Annotated in this window: 16 protein-coding genes and 1 tRNA gene; 2 read left to right on the top strand and 15 right to left on the bottom strand. The window is 46.2% G+C overall.

All coding sequences use genetic code 11. The features are described 5' to 3' along the window. The 15 genes from AC27KT_RS04035 to AC27KT_RS03965 form a co-directional block, all read right to left on the bottom strand. Nucleotides 1–426, bottom strand: a 426-nt coding sequence (locus tag AC27KT_RS04035; protein ID WP_333970934.1) for a GTP-binding protein, incomplete at its 3' end; no start/stop codon positions are given. Between the two features lie 63 nt (nt 427–489). Then, the gene (fusA, locus tag AC27KT_RS04030; RefSeq protein ID WP_014951035.1) at nt 490–2592 is read right to left on the bottom strand and encodes an elongation factor G; all 2103 of its coding nucleotides are present in this window, start codon (nt 2590–2592) and stop codon (nt 490–492) included. Between the two features lie 27 nt (nt 2593–2619). Beyond that, nucleotides 2620–3090 carry a 30S ribosomal protein S7 gene (gene rpsG / locus AC27KT_RS04025; protein WP_014980519.1) on the bottom strand — a complete coding sequence of 157 codons (471 nt, stop codon included), beginning with the start codon at nt 3088–3090 and terminating at the stop codon, nt 2620–2622. A gap of 75 nt (nt 3091–3165) precedes the next feature. Continuing rightward, on the bottom strand, nt 3166–3540 hold the full coding sequence (gene rpsL, locus AC27KT_RS04020; protein WP_014951037.1) for a 30S ribosomal protein S12: 375 nt from the start codon (nt 3538–3540) through the stop codon (nt 3166–3168). A 309-nt stretch (nt 3541–3849) separates the two neighbouring features. Beyond that, the gene (rpoC, locus tag AC27KT_RS04015; RefSeq protein ID WP_487127576.1) at nt 3850–8022 is read right to left on the bottom strand and encodes a DNA-directed RNA polymerase subunit beta'; all 4173 of its coding nucleotides are present in this window, start codon (nt 8020–8022) and stop codon (nt 3850–3852) included. A gap of 81 nt (nt 8023–8103) precedes the next feature. After that, nucleotides 8104–12132, bottom strand: a complete 4029-nt coding sequence (rpoB, locus tag AC27KT_RS04010; RefSeq protein ID WP_487127574.1) for a DNA-directed RNA polymerase subunit beta — start codon at nt 12130–12132, stop codon at nt 8104–8106. A gap of 325 nt (nt 12133–12457) precedes the next feature. Continuing rightward, entirely contained in the window at nt 12458–12835 is a 378-nt protein-coding gene (gene rplL, locus AC27KT_RS04005; protein WP_015068303.1) for a 50S ribosomal protein L7/L12, read from the bottom strand. A gap of 57 nt (nt 12836–12892) precedes the next feature. Beyond that, the gene (gene rplJ / locus AC27KT_RS04000; RefSeq protein WP_014951041.1) at nt 12893–13411 is read right to left on the bottom strand and encodes a 50S ribosomal protein L10; all 519 of its coding nucleotides are present in this window, start codon (nt 13409–13411) and stop codon (nt 12893–12895) included. A gap of 307 nt (nt 13412–13718) precedes the next feature. Then, entirely contained in the window at nt 13719–14414 is a 696-nt protein-coding gene (gene rplA, locus AC27KT_RS03995; protein WP_014980521.1) for a 50S ribosomal protein L1, read from the bottom strand. Between the two features lie 4 nt (nt 14415–14418). Continuing rightward, on the bottom strand, nt 14419–14847 hold the full coding sequence (gene rplK / locus AC27KT_RS03990; RefSeq protein WP_014951043.1) for a 50S ribosomal protein L11: 429 nt from the start codon (nt 14845–14847) through the stop codon (nt 14419–14421). A 250-nt stretch (nt 14848–15097) separates the two neighbouring features. Next, a complete protein-coding gene (gene nusG / locus AC27KT_RS03985) occupies nt 15098–15649 on the bottom strand; it encodes a transcription termination/antitermination protein NusG (protein WP_487127571.1) in 552 nt (183 codons plus the stop codon). Nucleotides 15650–15653: 4 nt separating this feature from the next. Continuing rightward, on the bottom strand, nt 15654–16031 hold the full coding sequence (gene secE, locus AC27KT_RS03980; protein ID WP_014951045.1) for a preprotein translocase subunit SecE: 378 nt from the start codon (nt 16029–16031) through the stop codon (nt 15654–15656). 81 nt (nt 16032–16112) lie between these two features. After that, a tRNA-Trp gene (locus AC27KT_RS03975) sits at nt 16113–16189 on the bottom strand. Between the two features lie 167 nt (nt 16190–16356). Then, nucleotides 16357–18198: an ABC transporter ATP-binding protein gene (locus AC27KT_RS03970; protein ID WP_487127568.1), complete on the bottom strand. Its 1842-nt coding sequence runs from the start codon at nt 18196–18198 to the stop codon at nt 16357–16359. 232 nt (nt 18199–18430) lie between these two features. Further along, the gene (locus tag AC27KT_RS03965) at nt 18431–19054 is read right to left on the bottom strand and encodes an RraA family protein (RefSeq protein ID WP_487127566.1); all 624 of its coding nucleotides are present in this window, start codon (nt 19052–19054) and stop codon (nt 18431–18433) included. 251 nt (nt 19055–19305) lie between these two features. On the opposite strand from AC27KT_RS03965, the gene AC27KT_RS03960 reads away from it, so the two are divergent. Together AC27KT_RS03960 and AC27KT_RS03955 are read left to right on the top strand one after the other, a co-directional pair. Then, on the top strand, nt 19306–21372 hold the full coding sequence (locus tag AC27KT_RS03960; protein ID WP_487127564.1) for a M13 family metallopeptidase: 2067 nt from the start codon (nt 19306–19308) through the stop codon (nt 21370–21372). A gap of 138 nt (nt 21373–21510) precedes the next feature. After that, on the top strand, nt 21511–22188 hold the full coding sequence (locus tag AC27KT_RS03955) for a lysoplasmalogenase (RefSeq protein WP_487127562.1): 678 nt from the start codon (nt 21511–21513) through the stop codon (nt 22186–22188). Nucleotides 22189–22199 lie beyond the last annotated feature (11 nt).

Below are 22199 nucleotides of genomic sequence, written 5' to 3'. Positions count from 1 at the left end.
ATCAACCATGTCACACTTGTTCATGAATACGATGATGTAAGGGATACCAACCTGACGACCAAGTAGGATGTGCTCACGAGTCTGAGGCATAGGGCCATCAGTCGCAGCTACTACTAGGATACCACCGTCCATCTGAGCAGCACCAGTGATCATGTTTTTAACGTAATCAGCGTGTCCTGGGCAGTCTACGTGTGCGTAGTGACGAGTAGGAGTATCGTATTCTACGTGTGAAGTAGAGATGGTGATACCACGTGCTTTTTCTTCAGGCGCGTTATCGATTTGATCGAAAGCCTGAGCGTTACCACCGTAAGTCTTTGAAAGAACTGTAGTGATAGCTGCAGTTAGCGTAGTTTTACCATGGTCAACGTGGCCGATTGTACCCACGTTTACGTGGGGTTTCGTACGTTCAAACTTTTCTTTTGCCATTTTTCTCGTTTCCTAAGTTAAAAGTCCGACCCACCAATAGACCGGACCGAACCTTCATTTAGATTAAATTCTAGATTCAATAATAGCCTGCGCCACATTGTTCGGCGCCTCAGAATAATTGAAGAACTCCATTGAGTATGAAGCACGACCTTGGGTTTGTGAACGCAAGTCAGTTGCGTAGCCAAACATTTCTGAAAGCGGCACTTTAGCACGTATTATTTTAACACCTGCGACGCCATCTTCCATACCTTCGATCATGCCGCGGCGACGATTAATGTCACCAACTACATCACCCATCCAGTCTTCTGGAGTAGTCACTTCAACTTTCATTGTGGGTTCAAGTAACACCGGATTTGCTTCTGCGGCGCCTTTTTTGAAACCCATAGAGCCGGCGATCTTAAACGCCATTTCAGAAGAGTCAACATCGTGGTATGAACCGTCAAACAGCGTAACCTTTACATCAAGTACTGGATACCCTGCAAGAACACCACTTCGCATCTGCTCCTGAATTCCTTTATCGACCGCTGGAATGAACTCTTTTGGTACCACACCACCGACGATTTCGTTCACAAATTCGTAGCCTGAACCTTCTTCTTGAGGCTCAATGCGTAGCCATACATGACCAAATTGGCCACGGCCGCCTGACTGACGAACGAACTTCCCTTCTACTTCAACAGATTTACGAAGGGTTTCACGATAAGCAACCTGAGGGTTACCTACGTTACATTCAACTTTAAATTCGCGCTTCATGCGGTCGACAATGATATCAAGGTGAAGTTCACCCATACCTGAAATAATCGTCTGGCCTGTCTCGTCGTCAGTTTTCACTTTAAACGACGGATCTTCAGCTGCAAGCTTGCTTAGGGCAATGCCCATTTTCTCTTGATCAGCTTGCGACTTAGGCTCAACCGCAATTGAAATTACCGGCTCTGGGAACTCCATACGCTCTAGCGTAATAACATGGTTAGGATCACAAAGCGTGTCACCGGTGGTTACATCTTTAAGGCCAATGGCCGCAGCGATATCACCTGCGCGTACTTCTTTAATTTCTTCACGGTCTTTAGCGTGCATTTGCACAATACGACCAAAGCGCTCACGCTTGCCCTTAACAGGGTTATAAACCGTATCACCCGTGTTTACTACACCAGAGTAACAACGGAAGAAGGTTAGCGTACCCACAAATGGGTCAGTCGCTATTTTAAATGCTAGCGCTGAGAACGGCTCATCGTCGCTTGAATGACGCTCTGCTTCTGTCTCGTCTTTATCGTCAAGTACACCTGTGATGGCCTTAACTTCAGTTGGAGACGGAAGATAATGAATAACAGAGTCTAGTACTGCCTGAACACCTTTGTTTTTGAAGGCACTGCCACAGGTGGCAAGAACAATTTCGTTGTTCAGCGTACGCTGACGAAGGCCTGAACGAATTTCTTCCTCAGAAAGCTCTTCACCTTCCAAGTATTTATTCATTAGTTCATCAGATGCTTCTGCAGCCGCTTCGATCATTTCTGTGCGGTACTGCTCAGCGGTATCTAAATATTCAGCCGGAATATCTTCATAGGTAAATGTCATACCCATGTCTTCTTCATTCCAGTTGATGGCTTTCATCTTCACAAGGTCGATGACGCCATGGAAATTCTCTTCAGCGCCCATGTTGATTTGAATCGGAACACAGTTTGCGCCTAAACGCTTGCGGATTTGACCCACAACACGTTCAAAATCAGCGCCAGCCCGGTCCATCTTATTAACGAACACTAGGCGTGGCACTTGATATTTGTCAGCCTGTCGCCAGACTGTCTCTGATTGAGGTTCTACCCCAGAAGACCCACAGAAAACAACAACTGCACCGTCTAGAACACGTAATGAACGCTCTACTTCAATAGTAAAGTCTACGTGTCCAGGGGTGTCGATGATGTTAATCCTGTGTTGATCGAACTGTTGCTCCATACCAGACCAGAAACAAGTCGTTGCAGCAGACGTGATAGTAATACCACGCTCCTGCTCTTGCTCCATCCAGTCCATGGTAGCAGCACCATCGTGCACTTCACCGATTTTGTGAGACAGTCCTGTATAAAACAGAACACGCTCTGTGGTCGTGGTTTTACCCGCGTCCACGTGAGCCACAATACCAATATTGCGATAACGCTCAATCGAGGTCTTACGAGGCATAAATCTCTCTCAGTTAAATAACGTTGATTACCAACGGTAGTGAGCAAACGCTTTGTTTGCTTCGGCCATACGGTGAACGTCTTCACGTTTCTTAACCGCTGAACCTTTGTTATCTGCTGCGTCTAGCATTTCAGCCGCTAGGCGTTGTGCCATAGACTTTTCGCCACGTTTACGTGCAGCTTCAACCATCCAACGCATACCTAGCGCGTTACGACGAACTGGACGTACTTCAACTGGAACCTGATAAGTTGAACCACCAACACGACGAGACTTAACCTCTACTGTTGGGCGGATGTTATCAAGCGCTTCCTCGAAGATATCTAGGTGTGCTTTGCCGGTTTTTTCAGCAACAATATCAAGCGCACCGTAAACGATTCTTTCAGCGACTGACTTTTTGCCGTCGAGCATTACGACATTCATGAATTTCGCAAGCAGTTGTGAACCAAATTTTGGCTCTGGTAGGATTTTACGTTGACCTACGACTCTTCTTCTTGGCATTTTCTATTCTCCGTATGAATTCAGGGAAAACCCAAAACTCTTAAACTTCAGTTTGGCCTTACTAACGGAGAACCGTTATGACTTAGGCTTCTTCGCGCCGTACTTAGAACGGGCTTGTTTACGATCGTTTACACCTGCGCAGTCAAGAGTACCGCGAACTGTGTGATAACGAACACCTGGTAGATCTTTAACACGACCACCACGGATAAGTACTACACTGTGCTCTTGTAGGTTGTGACCTTCACCACCGATGTATGAAGAAACTTCAAAACCGTTAGTTAGACGTACACGACATACTTTACGTAGTGCAGAGTTTGGTTTCTTAGGCGTAGTAGTATATACACGAGTACATACACCACGTCTTTGTGGACAAGCTTGTAGAGCAGCTACGTTGCTTTTTTCAACGGGCTTTCTACGCGGCTTGCGCACTAACTGGTTAACTGTTGCCATTAACTAGCTCCTGATTAAAAACTACGAAAACCCAATCACTGTGATTGGGTCCATATTAATGCGATTAATTGCTTAATCGCGCTTGTTTGTGAACATTGTGCTCGTCAACATTCACTGAGCGCTGATACAAAAAACCGCGACCGTTTATCGAGCCATTTGATGGCTATCCAAAATCGGGTCGCGGAATATTAAAGATCATCGCTCTGACTGTCAAGGTGTACAAAGGTTAAGCAGTTAATTTATCTGCAATCTGTACAACTGAACTGCCAAATTGTTAGGAGTACGTTAACGTACTCCTATGATCTTGCCTTATTCGGCAGTATCTTCGTCTGCACCAGCATTAAGCGCTTCGGTTAGTGCCTGTTCTGCTTCAGCAGCAGAAACTGACATTTCTTCGATTTGCTCTTTACGGCGTTGTGCGCGGCGTTCGTGGTAAGCGAAACCTGTACCCGCTGGAATTAGTCGACCAACGATTACGTTTTCTTTCAGACCGCGTAGGTCATCTTCTTTACCTTGAACCGCAGCTTCAGTTAGAACACGCGTTGTTTCTTGGAACGATGCCGCTGAGATAAATGACTCAGTAGACAGTGACGCTTTGGTGATACCAAGCAGTTGTGTTTCGTACTGCGCAGGGATCTTGCCGTGCTTTTCAATTTCACGGTTCGCCACTTTAACGTTCGATACTTCAACCTGTTCGCCTTCAAGGAACTGCGTATCGCCTGGGTGAGTGATAACGCACTTACGTAGCATCTGACGAATAACTACTTCAATGTGCTTATCGTTAATCTTAACACCCTGTAGACGGTAAACTTCCTGAACTTCGTTCACGATGTAGTTTGCTACTGCTGAGATACCGCGTAGACGTAGGATATCGTGCGGAGACTCTGGACCGTCAGCGATAACTTCGCCTTTTTCCACTTTCTCACCTTCGAACACGTTAAGCTGACGCCACTTTGGAATCATCTCTTCGTATGCGTCACCCTCAGCAGGTGTAATTACAAGACGCTTCTTACCTTTGGTCTCTTTACCGAAGCCGATAGTACCTGAGATTTCTGCAAGGATTGCAGGCTCTTTAGGCTTACGTGCTTCAAATAGGTCCGCAACGCGCGGTAGACCACCCGTGATATCACGAGTCTTCGAGCTTTCCTGAGGAATACGTGCTAGCACGTCACCTTCGTTAGCCACTTTGCCTTCTTTCGCTTCGATGGTTGTGAAGCTTGGAAGACGAATTTCTTGAAGACCGAACTCGTCGCTTTCAAGAATTAGCTTAGGCTCTTTAGAGTTTACTTTCGCAAGGTCTTTAACAACGATACGGGTTAGACCAGTAAGCTCGTCTTGCTGCATTTCGGTGTTAGAGTCATCAATGTCTGCGAAGCTAATCTTAGCTGCACGTTCAGTGATGATTGGGTGACTATGCGGATCCCAGTTAGCAACAACGTCGCCAGCTGCAATAGTTGCACCGTCATCCACGCTAAGTACAGCACCGTAAGGTACTTTATAGCGCTCTTTCTCACGGCCTTGCTCGTCGATCACAGTAAGTTCTGTTGAACGAGAAACGATAACCACTTTGCCGTCAGAGTTACGTACGAATTTCGCATTGTGTAGCTTAAGGCTACCCGCCGTCTTAACTTGTACGCTGTTCTCAGCAGATGCTCTTGATGCCGCACCACCGATGTGGAACGTACGCATGGTAAGCTGTGTACCTGGCTCACCGATTGACTGTGCTGCAATAACACCAACCGATTCACCGCTACCCACCATGTGACCACGTGCAAGGTCACGACCGTAACACTTAGCACAAACACCGAAGTCGTTGTCACAAGTGATTACCGAGCGAACCATGATTTGGTCTACTGAGTTAGCTTCAAGCATGTCTACTAACGCTTCGTCTAGAAGAACGTTACGCTCTACTAGTACTTCGTTAGTGCCTGGCTTAAGTACATCTTCTGCTACTACACGACCAAGTACACGCTCGCGTAGTGGCTCAACAACGTCACCACCTTCGATTAGTGGTGTCATTTGAACACCTTCGAATGTGCCACAGTCGTCGTTAGTGATTACCAAGTCTTGTGCAACGTCTACTAGACGACGCGTTAGGTAACCCGAGTTAGCTGTCTTAAGTGCGGTATCCGCAAGACCTTTACGAGCACCGTGAGTTGAGATGAAGTACTGTAGTACGTTCAGACCTTCACGGAAGTTCGCCGTAATTGGGGTTTCGATGATTGAGCCATCTGGCTTAGCCATCAGACCACGCATACCTGCTAGCTGACGAATCTGAGCGGCACTACCACGAGCACCCGAGTCGGCCATCATGTAAACAGAGTTAAATGATGATTGCTCTTCTTCTTCGCCATCGCGGTTAATTACGATGTCAGTCTTAAGGTTATCCATCATGGCCTTAGCAACTTTTTCGTTGGCATTTGACCAGATATCGATAACTTTGTTGTAACGCTCACCCGCGGTAACAAGACCGTTTTGGAACTGTTCCTGAATTTCGATAACCTCTGCTTCCGCTGCATCGATGATGTCTTTCTTCGCAGCAGGGATAACCATATCGTCGATACCAACAGACGCACCCGCGATCATCGCGTAGTGGAAACCGGTATACATGATTTGGTCAGCAGCAATTACTGTGTCTTTCAGACCTAGCGTACGGTAACAAGCATTCAATAGTCTTGAAATTTGCTTCTTGCCCATCGCTTGGTTGATGATTTCAAACGGCAGACCCTTTGGAAGGATTAATGAGAAAATCGCACGACCAACAGTAGTGTCAGTTAGCGTAACTTTCTCAGTTTTGTTGCCATCTTCATCGATGTCATATTCAGTAATACGTACTTTAACGCGAGAGTGAAGCTCTGCATTACCTGTACGGTATGCTTTTTCTGCTTCATTCGGGCTGGTAAATACCATGCCTTCGCCTAAGCCGTTTACTTTGTCACGCGTTAGGTAGTAAAGACCCAATACAACGTCCTGTGAAGGTACGATAATTGGCTCACCGTTCGCAGGTGACAAAATGTTGTTCGTTGACATCATAAGTGCACGAGCTTCTAGCTGTGCTTCGATTGTCAACGGTACGTGTACCGCCATTTGGTCACCATCGAAGTCGGCGTTGTACGCCGCACACACTAGAGGGTGAAGCTGAATCGCTTTACCTTCGATTAGTGTAGGTTCGAATGCTTGGATACCCAAACGGTGAAGTGTAGGTGCACGGTTAAGTAGTACCGGGTGTTCGCGGATAACGTCGTCTAGTACGTCCCAAACCTCTGGTGCTTCGCGCTCTACAAGCTTCTTAGCAGCTTTAATTGTTGTCGCAAGACCACGACCTTCAAGCTTACCGTAGATAAACGGCTTAAATAGCTCAAGTGCCATCTTCTTAGGAAGACCACACTGGTGAAGACGTAGCGTAGGACCAACGGTAATTACAGAACGGCCTGAGTAGTCAACACGCTTACCAAGAAGGTTTTGACGGAAACGACCTTGCTTACCTTTGATCATGTCTGCAAGCGACTTAAGTGGACGCTTGTTAGAACCGGTAATCGCACGACCACGACGTCCGTTATCTAGAAGCGCATCAACAGACTCTTGAAGCATACGCTTTTCGTTGCGTACGATAATGTCTGGAGCAGCTAGGTCTAGAAGACGCTTAAGACGGTTGTTACGGTTAATAACACGACGGTATAAGTCGTTTAGGTCAGACGTTGCAAAACGGCCGCCGTCTAGTGGTACTAGAGGACGTAAATCTGGTGGAAGTACCGGAAGAACCGTCATGATCATCCACTCTGGCTTGTTACCAGACTGTTGGAATGACTCAAGCAATTTAAGACGCTTAGTAATTTTCTTACGCTTGGTTTCAGAGTTGATTGAAGGCAGCTCTTCACGCATAGCCGCAACGTCTGCGTCTACGTCTAGTGCTGTAAGAAGATCGAATACTGCCTCAGCACCCATCTTCGCTTCAAACTCATCACCGTGCTCTTCAAGTGCATCCAAGTATTCTTCTTCGTTTAGAAGTTGGCTGCGCTCAAGCGTAGTCATACCTGGCTCTGTTACCACGTATGATTCAAAGTAAAGTACACGTTCAATATCACGAAGTGTCATATCAAGCATTAGGCCGATACGAGACGGAAGTGATTTAAGGAACCAAATGTGTGCAACCGGGCTAGCTAGCTCGATGTGACCCATACGCTCACGACGTACTTTAGTCAGTGTAACTTCAACGCCACACTTCTCACAGATAACACCACGGTGCTTAAGGCGCTTGTACTTACCGCAAAGACACTCATAGTCTTTAACCGGACCAAAAATACGCGCACAGAACAGACCGTCTCGCTCAGGCTTGAACGTACGGTAGTTGATTGTTTCAGGCTTTTTAACTTCACCAAATGACCATGAACGGATCATGTCAGGTGAAGACAGACCGATTCGAATATTATCGAATTCTTCAGTCTTGTTTTGTTGCTTTAGAAACTTTAATAAGTCTTTCACATTACTCTCCCAGCGGAGTCAGTCTCTAGAGCCCGGCGCAAGCACCGGGCCATCTCATAACATTACGCGGCGATTGCCGTATTACTTTTCTTCAAGCTCGATGTTGATACCCAACGAGCGAATTTCTTTAAGTAGTACGTTGAATGACTCTGGCATGCCAGGCTCCATTCTGTGGTCGCCATCGACGATGTTCTTGTACATCTTGGTACGGCCGTTAACGTCATCTGACTTAACAGTAAGCATTTCCTGAAGGGTATATGCTGCACCGTATGCTTCAAGTGCCCACACTTCCATCTCACCGAAGCGCTGACCACTGAACTGTGCTTTACCACCAAGAGGCTGCTGTGTAACAAGGCTGTAAGAACCAGTAGAACGCGCGTGCATCTTGTCGTCTACTAAGTGGTTCAGTTTCAGCATGTACATGTAACCAACCGTAACTGGACGCTCAAACTCGCGACCGGTACGACCGTCGAACAATGAAATCTGACCGCTTTCTGGAATGTCAGCAAGCTTCAGCATTTCTTTGATTTCAGATTCACGTGCACCGTCGAATACAGGCGTCGCTACTGGAACACCCTTACGAAGGTTTTCAGCTAGACGACGTACTTCGTGGTCAGTGAAGCTATCGATGTCAACTTCTTGGTGATTCTCACCAAGCTCGTACACCTTCTTCAAGAACTCACGTAGTTCAGCCAGCTCACGCTGCTCTTTAATCATGCGATCAATCTTCACACCAAGACCGTGTGCAGCCATACCCAAGTGCGTTTCTAGGATCTGACCGATGTTCATACGAGACGGTACACCTAGTGGGTTAAGAACGATATCTACCGGCGTACCGTTAGCATCGTATGGCATGTCTTCTACTGGCTGGATAGTCGAGATAACACCTTTGTTACCGTGACGACCGGCCATCTTGTCACCCGGTTGGATGTGACGTTTAACCGCAAGGTAAACCTTAACGATCTTAAGTACACCCGGTGCTAGGTCATCGCCTTGAGTGATCTTACGACGCTTAGTTTCAAACTTCTTATCGAAGTCTGCTTTAATTTCAGCGTGTTGATCAGCGATTTGGTCTAGTTCTAGCTGTGCATCTTCGCTGTTAAGTGCAATTTCAAACCACTTTTCACGCGGTAGGCTATCAAGCTTAGCTTGATCAACACCAGCACGTAGAAGGGCAGTTTGCGCACGAGCAAAGATACCGTCTGCAAGAATTTCGAACTCGTCAGTAAGGTCTTTCTTAACCTGACGTAGCTGCATGTCTTCAATTTCTAGCGCACGCTTGTCTTTCTCTACACCGTCACGGGTAAATACTTGAACGTCGATTACCGTACCGTGAACAGAGTTAGGTACACGTAGAGACGTATCTTTAACGTCAGAGGCTTTTTCACCGAAGATTGCACGTAGTAGTTTCTCTTCTGGCGTAAGCTGAGTTTCACCTTTAGGCGTTACTTTACCTACAAGGATGTCACCGCCTTTCACTTCCGCACCAATGTAAACAACACCTGATTCATCAAGCTTGCTTAATGCAGATTCACCCACGTTCGGGATATCAGAAGAAATTTCTTCTGGCCCAAGCTTAGTATCACGAGCGATACAGCTAAGCTCTTGAATGTGGATAGTAGTGAAACGGTCTTCCTGCGCTACACGCTCAGAGATAAGGATTGAATCCTCAAAGTTGTAACCATTCCACGGCATGAACGCGATACGCATGTTCTGACCAAGTGCAAGGTCACCTAAGTCTGTTGAAGGACCGTCAGCTAGCACGTCACCAGTAACAATCGGGTCGCCAACACTACAAGTAGGCTTCTGATTGATACACGTGTTTTGGTTAGAACGAGTGTACTTAGTCAGGTTGTAGATATCGATACCCGCTTCACCTGGAAGCATTTCGTCTTCGTCTACTTTAATTACGATACGGCTGGCATCTACGTAGTCAACCACACCACCGCGCTTAGCAACTACAGTAACACCTGAGTCAACCGCGATAGTTCTTTCCATACCGGTACCAACTAGCGGCTTATCAGCGCGTAGTGTAGGTACTGCCTGACGTTGCATGTTCGCACCCATAAGTGCACGGTTCGCATCATCGTGCTCTAGGAATGGGATAATGCTCGCAGCAATTGAAACGATTTGCTGTGGTGAAACGTCCATGTATTTGATGTCTTCAGTCGGCATCAAAGTAGTTTCACCGCGGTGACGACAAGGAATTAGGTCGTCTACCAACTCGCCATTCTCAGTCAGCGCAATATTAGCCTGAGCGATTGCGAATTGACCTTCTTCAATTGCAGATAAGTAATCGATTTCGTCTGTTACCACACCATCAACAATGCGACGGAACGGCGTTTCAAGGAAACCGAAGTCATTGGTACGCGCGAAGCTCGCCAATGAGTTAATTAGGCCGATGTTCGGGCCTTCCGGCGTTTCGATTGGACATAGACGACCGTAGTGCGTCGGGTGTACGTCTCGAACTTCGAAGCCTGCACGTTCACGTGTAAGACCACCCGGGCCTAATGCAGAAATACGACGCTTATGCGTTACTTCTGATAGCGGGTTGTTTTGGTCCATGAACTGAGAAAGCTGAGATGAGCCGAAGAATTCTTTAACCGCAGCCGAGATAGGCTTAGCGTTAATAAGATCTTGTGGCATCACGTTGTCTAGGTCGCCTAAGCTTAGACGCTCTTTAACTGCACGCTCAACACGTACAAGACCAACGCGGAATTGGTTCTCTGCCATTTCACCTACAGAACGGATACGACGGTTACCAAGGTGATCGATGTCATCTACTTCGTCTTTACCGTCACGAATCATTATTAGCTGCTTCATTACAGAAATAATGTCTTCTTTGTCTAGTGTACCAGCACCAATTAGTTCTTCACGGCCAAGACGGCGGTTGAACTTCATGCGGCCAACAGAAGATAGGTCGTAACGTTCATCAGAGAAGAACAAGTTATCGAACAAGGTTTCCGCTGCATCTTTCGTTGGTGGCTCACCGGGACGCATCATACGGTAAATTTCAACTAATGCTTCAAGGCGGTTAGTTGAAGAATCGATACGAAGTGTATCTGAAATATATGAGCCGTGGTCAAGTTCGTTGATGTAAAGCGTTTCGAACTCTTTGATACCCGCTTGGCTAAGTGCCGCTAGGTTTTCAAGGGTAAGTTCTTCGTTCGCGCTTACAATCACTTCGCCTGTGTCTTCGTTTACGTAAGTAGCTGCGTAAACACGGCCAATTAGGTAATCGGCTGGTACTTCAAGCTCTGTAAGACCCGCTTTTTCTAGTGCACGCGTGTGGCGCGCAGAAATACGACGACCCGTTTCAACAACAACGTTACCTTCACCGTCAATAATGTCAAAAGCTGCCGTTTCGCCACGTAGGCGATCTGGAACCACTTCCATCATTAGTTTGTCTTTGTCGATACGTACGCTTACTTTGTCGAAGAAAGTATCTAAAATTTCTTCAGACGTCATTTCAAGTGCACGTAAGATAATCGTTGCAGGCAACTTACGACGACGGTCAATACGTACGAATAGGTTATCTTTCGGGTCAAACTCGAAGTCTAACCACGATCCACGGTAAGGAATTACACGTGCGTTATAAAGCACTTTACCTGACGAGTGGGTTTTACCTTTGTCGTGATCAAAGAATACACCAGGTGAACGGTGTAGCTGTGACACGATAACACGCTCAGTACCATTGATAACGAACGTACCGTTCTCAGTCATCAATGGGATCTCGCCCATGTACACTTCTTGTTCTTTAATATCTTTTACGGTACCTGGGGCAGCGTCTTTATCGAACAACACTAACCGTAGTTTTACTCTTAACGGAGCAGAGAAAGTTACGCCGCGAATTTGACATTCTTTAACGTCGAAAACGGGCTCTCCCAGGCGGTAGCTTACATACTGAAGCTCTGAACTACCTGAGTAGCTTTTAATTGGAAAAACGGAACGAAATGCTGCTTCCAAACCGTATTGAGCTTCCGGATCGGTCTCAATAAACTTTTTGAAAGAATCAAGCTGAATTGAAAGAAGGTATGGAATTTCCAATACCTGTGGGCGTTTGCCAAAATCCTTACGGATACGTTTCTTTTCGCTATAAGAGTAAACCATGGGTTCCTCAGCCTGCTGATTTATGACCCAACCTGCTGCAAAATGCTTTAAAACGCGTGCTATGGGCTAAAAGCTGCGTTTCAAATGGCGCACTAAGCAACAAACTTCCACAACCCTTTTTCGGGCAGATACACCAGCATACAACAAAATTTAACCAATTATTAGTTAACTTGTTGGATTTTTATGCTTTTTATGGGTATTTCCGAATGGCGCTTTAAGTAGTGTAACCAAGGGTTAGATTCTACACACTATACAGCGCAAAAAGGCTGGTGGTTCAAAAAACCACCAGCCTTGCCGTCTCAGGCAATAATCTGACTATGTCAGATTACTTGATTTCTACTTCTGCACCAGCTTCTTCAAGCTCTTTCTTAAGTGCTTCAGCTTCATCTTTGCTTACGCCTTCTTTGATAGCTTTAGGAGCAGACTCAACTACTTCTTTAGCTTCTTTAAGACCTAGGCCAGTCGCGCCGCGAACTGCTTTGATAACTGCAACTTTGTTGCCACCGAATGAAGTCATTACAACGTCGAATTCAGTCTTTTCTTCTGCAGCAGCAGCGTCGCCGCCAGCAGCTGGACCAGCAACAGCAACAGCAGCTGCAGCAGATACGTTGAATTTCTCTTCAGCCGCTTCAATTAGTTCTACCAGTTCCATTACCGGCATTTCAGCGATTGCGTTTAAGATATCTTCTTTAGTTAGAGCCATGTTCTCTAAACTCCTGGGTATAAAATGTTAAAAAAATCAATATGCCAAAAACGCCAATTATTTGGTGTCTTTGACCGCCGCCAATACGCGCACAAACTTGCCAGGAACTTCGTTGATTGTTTGAACGAATTTCCCAACTGGTGCTTTGAAGGTTGCAAGTAGTTTCGCAAGCGCTTCGTCGCGGGTAGGTAGTGCTGCAACTGCGTCCAATTTCTCTGGACCAAGAAGACCGCTACCAATAGATAGTGCTGTAACCTTTAGCTTATCGTTAGTCTTACCGAAGTCTTTGAAAAGACGTGCCGCACCGCCTGGTGCGTCGATAGAGAAACCATAGATAAGCGGACCAGTTAAGGCGCTGTCTAAGTCTGCAAATTGACTGTCTGCTAGAGCACGCTTTGCAAGAGTGTTACGTACAACCTTTAGGTATACGCCTTGCTCACGAGCTTTAACACGTAGGTCAGTCAGTTCTGCAACTTCCATCCCACGGTATTCAGCAACGGCTACGGATAGAGCGCGAGACGCAACTTCAGAAACTTCTGCTACGATCTCTTTTTTTGCTGCTAAACCTAGTGCCACTGAGTTCACCTCTTTGTATCTGACTTTGTTTGCGGATTAACCGCTTGCGCCGTCAGGGTTCACAGATTGATACCAACCCTCATGGTTGATACCGCTCTACGGTGTTTGTTACCCCAGAGAGTCTGAGTCAAACCACCGTCTGCGCAGGTTGTTGTATTAAGCAGTGTGTTGACTGTGAAAGTTCTCTTACCTCTTTCACCACACCGCACCTGCGGTCTAGGACGGGAGCTGCTTATTAGCACTGCTAATTGTCACAGCTCCAACCCATAACCTTTAAGAGATTTCGATGAGCCTAAGCTCAGCGAAATTAAAGACCTACAGAAGCCTTATCAAGAGCAACACCAGCACCCATTGTAGTGCTTAGGCTGATCTTCTTGATATATGTACCTTTTGCAGAAGAAGGCTTAGCTTTCTTCAATGCTTCAAGTAACGCTTCAAGGTTTTCTTGAATTTGGTTCGCTTCGAACGCAATCTTACCAATGCTAGCGTGGATGATACCGTTCTTATCGTTACGGTAGCGTACCTGACCAGCTTTAGCGTTCTTAACTGCCGTTGCAACGTCAGGCGTTACAGTGCCAGTTTTTGGGTTAGGCATAAGGCCGCGTGGACCTAGAATTTGACCTAGTTGACCAACAACACGCATCGCGTCTGGGCTAGCAACTACTACGTCAAAGTTCATTTCGCCTTTCTTAACTTGCTCAGCTAAGTCATCCATACCAACGATGTCTGCACCAGCTTCTTTCGCTGCTTCAGCATTTGCACCTTGAGTGAATACTGCAACACGAACGTCTTTACCAGTACCGTTAGGTAGTACAGTTGCACCACGAACGTTTTGGTCAGATTTCTTCGCATCGATACCAAGGTTAACAGATACGTCTACGCTTTCTGCGAACTTAGCTGTTGCTAGTTCTTTAAGAAGCGCTACTGCTTCGTTGATTTCGTACTCTTTAGTAGAGTCAACTTTATCGCGGATTACGCGAGCGCGTTTAGTTAATTTAGCCATTCGATTAGTCCTCTACGTTCAAGCCCATTGAGCGAGCAGAACCCGCGATAGTGCGTACCGCTGCATCAAGATCAGCTGCAGTAAGGTCTGGCTCTTTAGTTTTAGCAATCTCTTCCAACTGAGCGCGAGTAACTTTACCCACTTTTTCAGTGTTAGGACGGCCAGAACCACTCTTGATGCCCGCTGCTTTCTTAAGCAGGTAAGACGCAGGAGGAGTCTTAGTTTCGAATGTGAAAGAGCGATCTTCGTATACAGTAATTTCTACTGGTACTGGAGCGCCTTTCTCAAGGCTTTCTGTTTTCGCGTTGAAAGCCTTACAGAATTCCATGATGTTTACACCGTGTTGACCTAGTGCAGGACCAACTGGTGGACTTGGGTTAGCAGCACCTGCTGCAACCTGAAGCTTGATAATACCGCTTACTTTTTTAGCCATTTTACATGCTCTCTTGTTTGGGTCTAACGCCTCGCAAATACAGAGATTATTTGCTCAATCGGCTTCCCGTTTCCGTTTAAAAGGGCGCGCATTATATAAGGTGATTAATTACTATGCAAGGGCTATTTAGAATAAAAAACCATCGAAAGGTCAGTATTTTTACGCTCTCGCCGTTGAACCGGAGACCTTATACAAAAAAGCCCCGTCAAACGGGGCTTTTTAAAAATGCTATACGGTAGCTTGAGTAGGCTTAGCCTTTTTCTACCTGACCAAATTCTAGGTCTACTGGAGTAGAGCGACCGAAGATAAGTACCGATACTTTTACGCGGCTCTTTTCGTAGTCTACTTCTTCTACCACACCGTTGAAGTCTGCAAATGGGCCATCGATAACGCGAATAACTTCGCCTGGCTCGAACAGCGTCTTTGGTCTTGGCTTATCAACGTTCTCTTCTAGACGATTTAGGATAGCGTCCGCTTCTTTCTGCGTGATTGGCATAGGACGGTCTGATGTGCCGCCGATGAAGCCAAGTACGCGAGGTACGCTTTTCACTAAGTGCCATGACTCTTCTGTCATCGCCATTTCTACTAATACGTAACCAGGGTAAAACTTGCGCTCAGATTTACGCTTTTGACCTGCACGCATTTCTACCACTTCTTCTGTTGGTACTAGTACCTGACCGAAGTAGTCTTCCATGTTGTGCATCTTGATGTATTCAAGCAGGGTTTTCTTAACTCGAGCCTCATATTGCGAATAGGCTTGAACTACGTACCATCTTTTCTTTACTGCTTCTTCTTCAGACATACGTTTATGCTCCTATTCCAGTAATAAAGCCAACTACACGAACGATGATGCCGTCTAGTCCCCATAAAATTAGTGCCATGATTAACGTCGCTGCAAGCACGATAAGTGTAGTTTGGTTTGCCTCTTGACGAGTTGGCCACACAACCTTGCGTACTTCTGTGCGAGACTCTTTAGCAAAGCTCAAGAAGGTGCTACCTTTTTCGGTAGTTGCCGCGATAAAACCAGCTATACCAACTACTACAACAATAGCGATAGCACGGTATAGTACCGAGATCTCACCGTACATTGTATTAGCGGTTACTAAACCGGCAAGTAGTGCAAAAACCACTACCCATTTAAACATGTCCAATGCATTGGACTGATTTTCCGTCTTTTCGCTCATGTTACGATCCTAGCACTACAGCGTCGTTGTTTTACGCACTCATTAAATGCGCAATTTAAAAATTCTTAGTTTAAGTAAATTTGGCAGGGGTGGAGGGACTCGAACCCCCAACCATCGGTTTTGGAGACCGCTGTTCTACCAATTCGAACTACACCCCTGTGGTGTCTAAAAGACAAAATTTACTTACACTGCCCTTGTGAGTTGTGCGTCTTTTCTAAGGAAAGTGCGGTATCGCAAGGGAGGGACGCGTATTATACTTAACCACTTTCAAGATACAAGCGGTTTATCCATCCCATCTGCGATTGAACACTATTTCGCGCTTTACCTACTCGACGCCAATAAATCCGCCTGTTTGATGTGCCCAGAGCTTGGCATATATACCATTGTGCGCAATAAGCTCGGCATGGGTTCCCTGCTCTACAATGTTGCCCTTATCCAGCACAAGTAACCTATCCATTTGCGCTATGGTCGACAAGCGGTGAGCAATAGCCAGCACGGTTTTGCCTTCCATCACTTTATCCAGACAGGCCTGAATAGCCGCCTCAACCTCTGAGTCTAATGCCGATGTTGCTTCGTCTAGTACCAATACAGGCGCGTCTTTTAGTAACACTCGAGCTATGGCAATTCGCTGGCGCTGACCGCCTGAAAGCTTAACGCCTCGCTCACCTACATGCGCGTCGTACCCTGTTCTACCGTGACTATCGGTAAGGGTAAGAATAAAGTCGTGCGCTTCGGCCTGTTTGGCTGCACGGATCATATCTTCTTCTGTCGCATCGGTTCGACCGTAAAGGATGTTATCGCGTACCGAGCGGTGCATCAGTGAAGTATCTTGTGTCACCATGCTAATTTTGGCGCGAAGGGTTTCTTGTCCTACTTCAGTGACATCTTGGCCGTCAATAACAATGCGACCGCTCTGGGTGTCATAAAAACGCATGAGCAAATTAACCAGCGTCGATTTACCTGCGCCAGAACGCCCCACTAAGCCCACTTTTTCTCCGGGCTTGATGTTCAAATCGAGGTTTTTAAACACTTCAATAGGTTTTTCATCGGCCCCCGCATAAGAGAAGTTCACGTTGTCGAAGTTAATCCCGCCGCCATTTACCTTAAGTGCGTTCGCCTTAGGCTTGTCTTTAACCGCAATCGGCTGTGCTAAGGTATTCATGCCGTCCTGCACTGTGCCTAAGTTCTCGAACAAGCCTGATACTTCCCACATAACCCAGTGCGACATACCGTTTAGTCGCAAACACAGACTAATAGCAATGGCAATATCGCCGGGGCTCGCAATGTTTTCCATCCATAAATAAACAGATAGCGCACCAATGGTGAAAATAAGAATGGCGTTAGCCATTTCTACACAGAACTCCAACACGGTAACCAAACGCATTTGCGGGTAAACCGTTTTAAGAAAACCATACATGCTTTCTTTAGCGTAATCCGCTTCGCGTCGACTATGTGAAAACAGCTTCACCGTTGTGATATTGGTATAGCTATCAACAATACGTCCGGTCATTAATGAGCGCGCGTCGGCTTGCTTTTGCGAGACTTCTTTTAGTTTAGGCACCAGCACTTTTAAAATGCCAATGTACACAAAGAACCACACGATAAGCGGCATAGCTAAGCGCCAGTCAGTGCTAAAAATAAGCACGACCATAGAGATAAAATAAACACTGATGTACACCAGCAAATCGAGAACCTTGGTTACGGCCTCTCTTACCGATAGTGCAGTCTGCATCACCTTGGTAGCCACACGGCCGGCAAACTCATCGTGGAAGAAGGTTAAACTTTGGCCAAGCAAATAGCGGTGTGCCTGCCATCTAATGCGCATGGGGTAGTTCCCCATCAAAGACTGACGAGAAAACAGCGAGCGCAACAGAATAAACAATGGAATAAAAACGAGAACGGTTAAACCCATGCCAATTAGGGTAAATTTTTGGTCGGCTAAAAACGTGTCTCGGTTTTGATCAGAGAACCAGTCAACTAACTGCCCTAAAAATCCGAACAGCGCCACTTCTAACATAGCAACAATGGCACTTAGCACAGAAACAGTAAGGATTACGCCCCACATGCCTTTTGTGTAGTACTTACAAAATGCAACGATACCTGTTGGCGGTTGAGTAGGCGGCGTGTCAGGGAAAGGCTGGGTCAGCTTTTCAAAAAATGAAAACATGTAGAACTCGTTAGTTATTCAGTGACAGAGCACGTTTACGTATGCCCCAAAATGCTTACGTCACAATTCTACACGATAACTGAAAGTGTGTTGAACTTTGCGGTGCTTTTTTACCGCAAAGCTCGTTTAACATTAGTTAATATTTGGCACAGGCTGATACTTGGCGAAAATTATTATTTGGAGAAGAGTTTACATAAAACAACTCAACACTAAGCTAATTTCCTGTCAGTCTTCACTCTGCAAAGCCTAATTTAGCGAGTATGCTTTCCACTTTTTCAGCGTGCTCAGCCTGCCACTGTTCAAGTAACATGGAGCCATCTTTCTGGGCTCGCTTTTGGGCAATGTCATAGGCTGCTAGCGCCTCATCTTTTGGAATTACTGCAATGCCCTCTTCGTCTGCAACAATGATATCTCCGGCGTGAACAGTTACACCTGCACAGGTAATCGGCTCATTTAACGGGGCTATACACTTTTTGGCTCCTGGCTTGGGTATAACGCCCCTGGCAAATACTGGGAATTTGTTGTCACGGGTTTCTGCAAGGTCTCGTATAACACCATCAATCACGAAGCCTTTAATGCCGCGAGACTGGGCTATCGCGCAGACGTTACCGCCCGCAACAGCGAATTCATCATCGGCCTCCACAACAATAATGTCACCGGGGCTTGCGCGATATATCGCCGCATGCAGCATAAGATGGTCACCCGGCTCACACTTAACGGTAAATGCTGGACCCGCAATGCGTGGCATGCCTTCCCACAATGGTTTTATCGCATAGTGCATGAACTGCTCTCTTGGCAGCGCATCGGCGTACTCACAGGGTGATACGCTATCGAAAGGGGTATTGTGTAAGTCCATTACCGTTCCTTGAATGTTGTAGTGTGGGAAAAAAACACTATAGCGAAATTAGCCCTACAAGTTGTTACAAGCTGTGTATTTTCACTATAAACACTTTTTCTATCCCCCCCGCCATGCTAAAAATTAGTAAAAAGCGTGCACGCAATACGCCACACCATTCTTTAGAAGGGATGCACAGGTTTCGCAACGCACTAAAAACAATAAGCGGCAAGCCCAAATGTTGCCCAATAAAATGAAAAGGAAAACTCCACATGTTACGTAGCGTTTTAAGCTTAAGCGTGGCGCTGGCCCTCACGGCTTGTAGCCCACAAAATTCATCCACAGAACAACAGACACAAAGCGCGGCTACCGAAGAGGCTCAACAACAGCTTTCTTCAGGTGTCATTAAAGAAAATATGGATCTGTCTGTTGACCCAGGTGATGACTTTTTCCGCTACGTAAACGGCAAGTGGTTTGATAATTTTGAAATACCAGCAGATAAATCGAGCTACGGTTCTTTCGTGATCCTTCGCGATGAAGCACAAGATCACGTTATGGATATTATAAAATCGTCTGCCGAAGGCGACTTTAAAGCGGGCAGCGACGAGCAAAAAGTCGGTGATTTTTACCGTGCCTATATGGACATGGAAACCCGCAACGAACTTGGCATGACACCGCTAAAGCCTGAGTTAACTAAGATTGAAGCCATTGAAGACTACACCGACCTTGCTGAGTACTTTGCTTATGCCGCCCGTTATGGCTACGGTACACCGTTTAGCCTAACTCAGTACCCTGATCTTAAGTCACCGAAAGAATACTTAATGTACACGTGGCAGTCGGGTTTAGGCCTTCCTGAGCGCGAGTATTACTTTAAGGAAGACGAAACATCACAAACCATTCGCGATGCCTACGTTAAACACATTCAAACCATGTTTGAGCTGGCGGGTTTCGACGCGCCCAAAGAAAGTGCGGATATGCTGTTCGCACTTGAGACTAAAATTGCTCAGCTACATATGAAAAAAGAGCAGGCCCGTAACTTTGCTGCCAACTATAACAAACTGACAATTGAAGAACTTAAAGCGTTAATGCCTAAGTTTGACTGGGACGCTTATCTAACCCAAGCTGATATAAGCGACATTCCTTCGCTAGGTATTTTGCAAAAAGACTACATGCAAAACATTGATGGCGTTATTGCAGAAACCTCACTGGAAGATTGGAAAACGTTCCTTAAGTGGGGCTTGTTAAATGCTTCAGCCAGTCGCTTAAATGCCGAGCTTGATGAAGCAAACTTCAATTTCTACAGTAAAGTGCTTCGCGGTGTTGAAGAGCAACAGCCACAATGGCGTCGTGCGGTAAGCCTTTCAAATGCCCACGTTGGCGAGCTTATCGGTAAGGTTTATGTAAAACAGCACTTCCCGCCTGAAGCGAAAGACCGCATGATGGAAATGGTTAATAACCTGCTGTTAGCTTACAAAGAAAGTATCGAAAATCTTGATTGGATGACAGACGAAACTCGTGCACAAGCACTAGACAAGCTGTCTAAGTTTACCGTTAAAATTGGTTACCCGGACCAGTGGAGAGACTATTCAGCGCTGACAGTTAATGCCAGTGACCTGTTTGGAAACCTTAAGCGTTCATCTGACGTGCTGTATGAAGAAATGCTTAAAAAACAAGGTGGCCCAGTGTGGACCCATGAATGGGGCATGACACCACAAACTGTTAATGCTTACTACAACCCGCCGCTAAACGAAATTGTATTCCCTGCGGCTATCCTTCAACCGCCGTTCTTTGACATGAACGCCGAAGACGCGGTTAACTACGGCGGTATTGGCGCGGTAATTGGTCACGAAATTGGCCATGGTTTTGATGATTCAGGGTCTACTTTCGACGGTGACGGCGTTCTGCGAAACTGGTGGACGGATGAAGATCGCGGCGAGTTTGAAGCACGCACTGCGAACTTGATTGAACAGTACAACCAGTTTGAGGTTCTGCCTGACTTGCACGTAAACGGTGAATATACCCTAGGTGAAAACATTGGCGATCTTGGCGGCATCAGCATCGCACTTAAAGCTTACCACCTGTCTCTTGATGGTGAAGAAGCCCCTGAACTAGACGGTTTCACTGGCGATCAGCGTGTATTCATTGGTTACGGCCAGGTTTGGGCAAGCAAATATCGCGAAGAAGCGCTGCGCAGCCAAGTACAAACCGATACCCATTCACCTACGAAGTTCCGCACTAACGGTGCTGTTCGCAACGTACCTGAATTCTACGAAGCGTTTAACGTGACCGAAGAAGATGCGTTGTATTTACCACCAGAAGAACGCGTGAAAATTTGGTAATTCGCGTACTCTAAACACAGTACATAGAGAGTAGCGTACATAAAATACGATAGCTAAAGCCCCATGTTTGCGTCACCAAACTGGGGCTTTTTTTGTCGTTCTGAAGTGTATGACTAAGCAGTTTCAAAAAGGCTAAACATGAATGTAAGAACAACTCTTGTCTTTAGCAGCTTAGCGTTGACTTACCTGACGACGCTGCCGCTTACCCCCTACGTGGCGCAATTCTTACCCAAAGCCCTGCCAATTGTGGTACTGGCAGTTTTCGCCTATCTAAAACTTCGCGCCATGCCGCGATATATGGTGTTGACGGCGTTACTTTTCAGTCTTGCTGGAGATGTTAGTCTGGCCTTGCCCTTTGCGGATAGTTTTATTGTCGGCTTGGCGTGCTTTTTTGTTGCGCACTTATCTTATGCCGCGTGTTTTGCCAATCTAAATCGCCAAAAACTCAAAGCGCTCTCAGGCGGAATTATTTCGCGCAATGTGAAATGGCTAATTAGCCTTATCATTATTAGCTTTACGGCAGTGATGGCCGTTCATATTCTGCCTGCATCAAGTTCGCTTTTTTACCCTGTAGTGGCATATATGAGCGTAATCACACTGATGGGCTTAACCGCAGTGTGGTTGGCTCAAACCAAGCTAATCGTAACCGGTGCGCTACTTTTTGTGATATCAGATGCCATTCTCGCTCAGTCGGTTTTCAAAAACCCGCTCCCACTGTCTACCTTTTGGGTAATGACAACTTACTATGCAGCCCAATATTGCTTAACCATGGGGCTTGTTGATGCGCTTTTTAGAAAAGAGAACAGGCAGGAATAAAAGGGGCAGGC

The organism is Alteromonas sp. 5NW40-0090 (genome assembly GCF_057552975.1).
This window is presented reverse-complemented; position numbering and strand designations above follow the sequence as displayed.

Coding starts and splice junctions, on each gene's coding strand:
- fusA (WP_014951035.1), bottom strand. CDS start 2,592: ATGCCTCGTAAGACCTCGATTGAGCGTTATCGCAATATTGGTATTGTG.
- rpsG (WP_014980519.1), bottom strand. CDS start 3,090: ATGCCAAGAAGAAGAGTCGTAGGTCAACGTAAAATCCTACCAGAGCCA.
- rpsL (WP_014951037.1), bottom strand. CDS start 3,540: ATGGCAACAGTTAACCAGTTAGTGCGCAAGCCGCGTAGAAAGCCCGTT.
- rpoB (WP_487127574.1), bottom strand. CDS start 12,132: ATGGTTTACTCTTATAGCGAAAAGAAACGTATCCGTAAGGATTTTGGC.
- rplL (WP_015068303.1), bottom strand. CDS start 12,835: ATGGCTCTAACTAAAGAAGATATCTTAAACGCAATCGCTGAAATGCCG.
- rplA (WP_014980521.1), bottom strand. CDS start 14,414: ATGGCTAAATTAACTAAACGCGCTCGCGTAATCCGCGATAAAGTTGAC.
- rplK (WP_014951043.1), bottom strand. CDS start 14,847: ATGGCTAAAAAAGTAAGCGGTATTATCAAGCTTCAGGTTGCAGCAGGT.
- nusG (WP_487127571.1), bottom strand. CDS start 15,649: ATGTCTGAAGAAGAAGCAGTAAAGAAAAGATGGTACGTAGTTCAAGCC.
- secE (WP_014951045.1), bottom strand. CDS start 16,031: ATGAGCGAAAAGACGGAAAATCAGTCCAATGCATTGGACATGTTTAAA.
- AC27KT_RS03970 (WP_487127568.1), bottom strand. CDS start 18,198: ATGTTTTCATTTTTTGAAAAGCTGACCCAGCCTTTCCCTGACACGCCG.
- AC27KT_RS03965 (WP_487127566.1), bottom strand. CDS start 19,054: ATGGACTTACACAATACCCCTTTCGATAGCGTATCACCCTGTGAGTAC.
- AC27KT_RS03960 (WP_487127564.1), top strand. CDS start 19,306: ATGTTACGTAGCGTTTTAAGCTTAAGCGTGGCGCTGGCCCTCACGGCT.
- AC27KT_RS03955 (WP_487127562.1), top strand. CDS start 21,511: ATGAATGTAAGAACAACTCTTGTCTTTAGCAGCTTAGCGTTGACTTAC.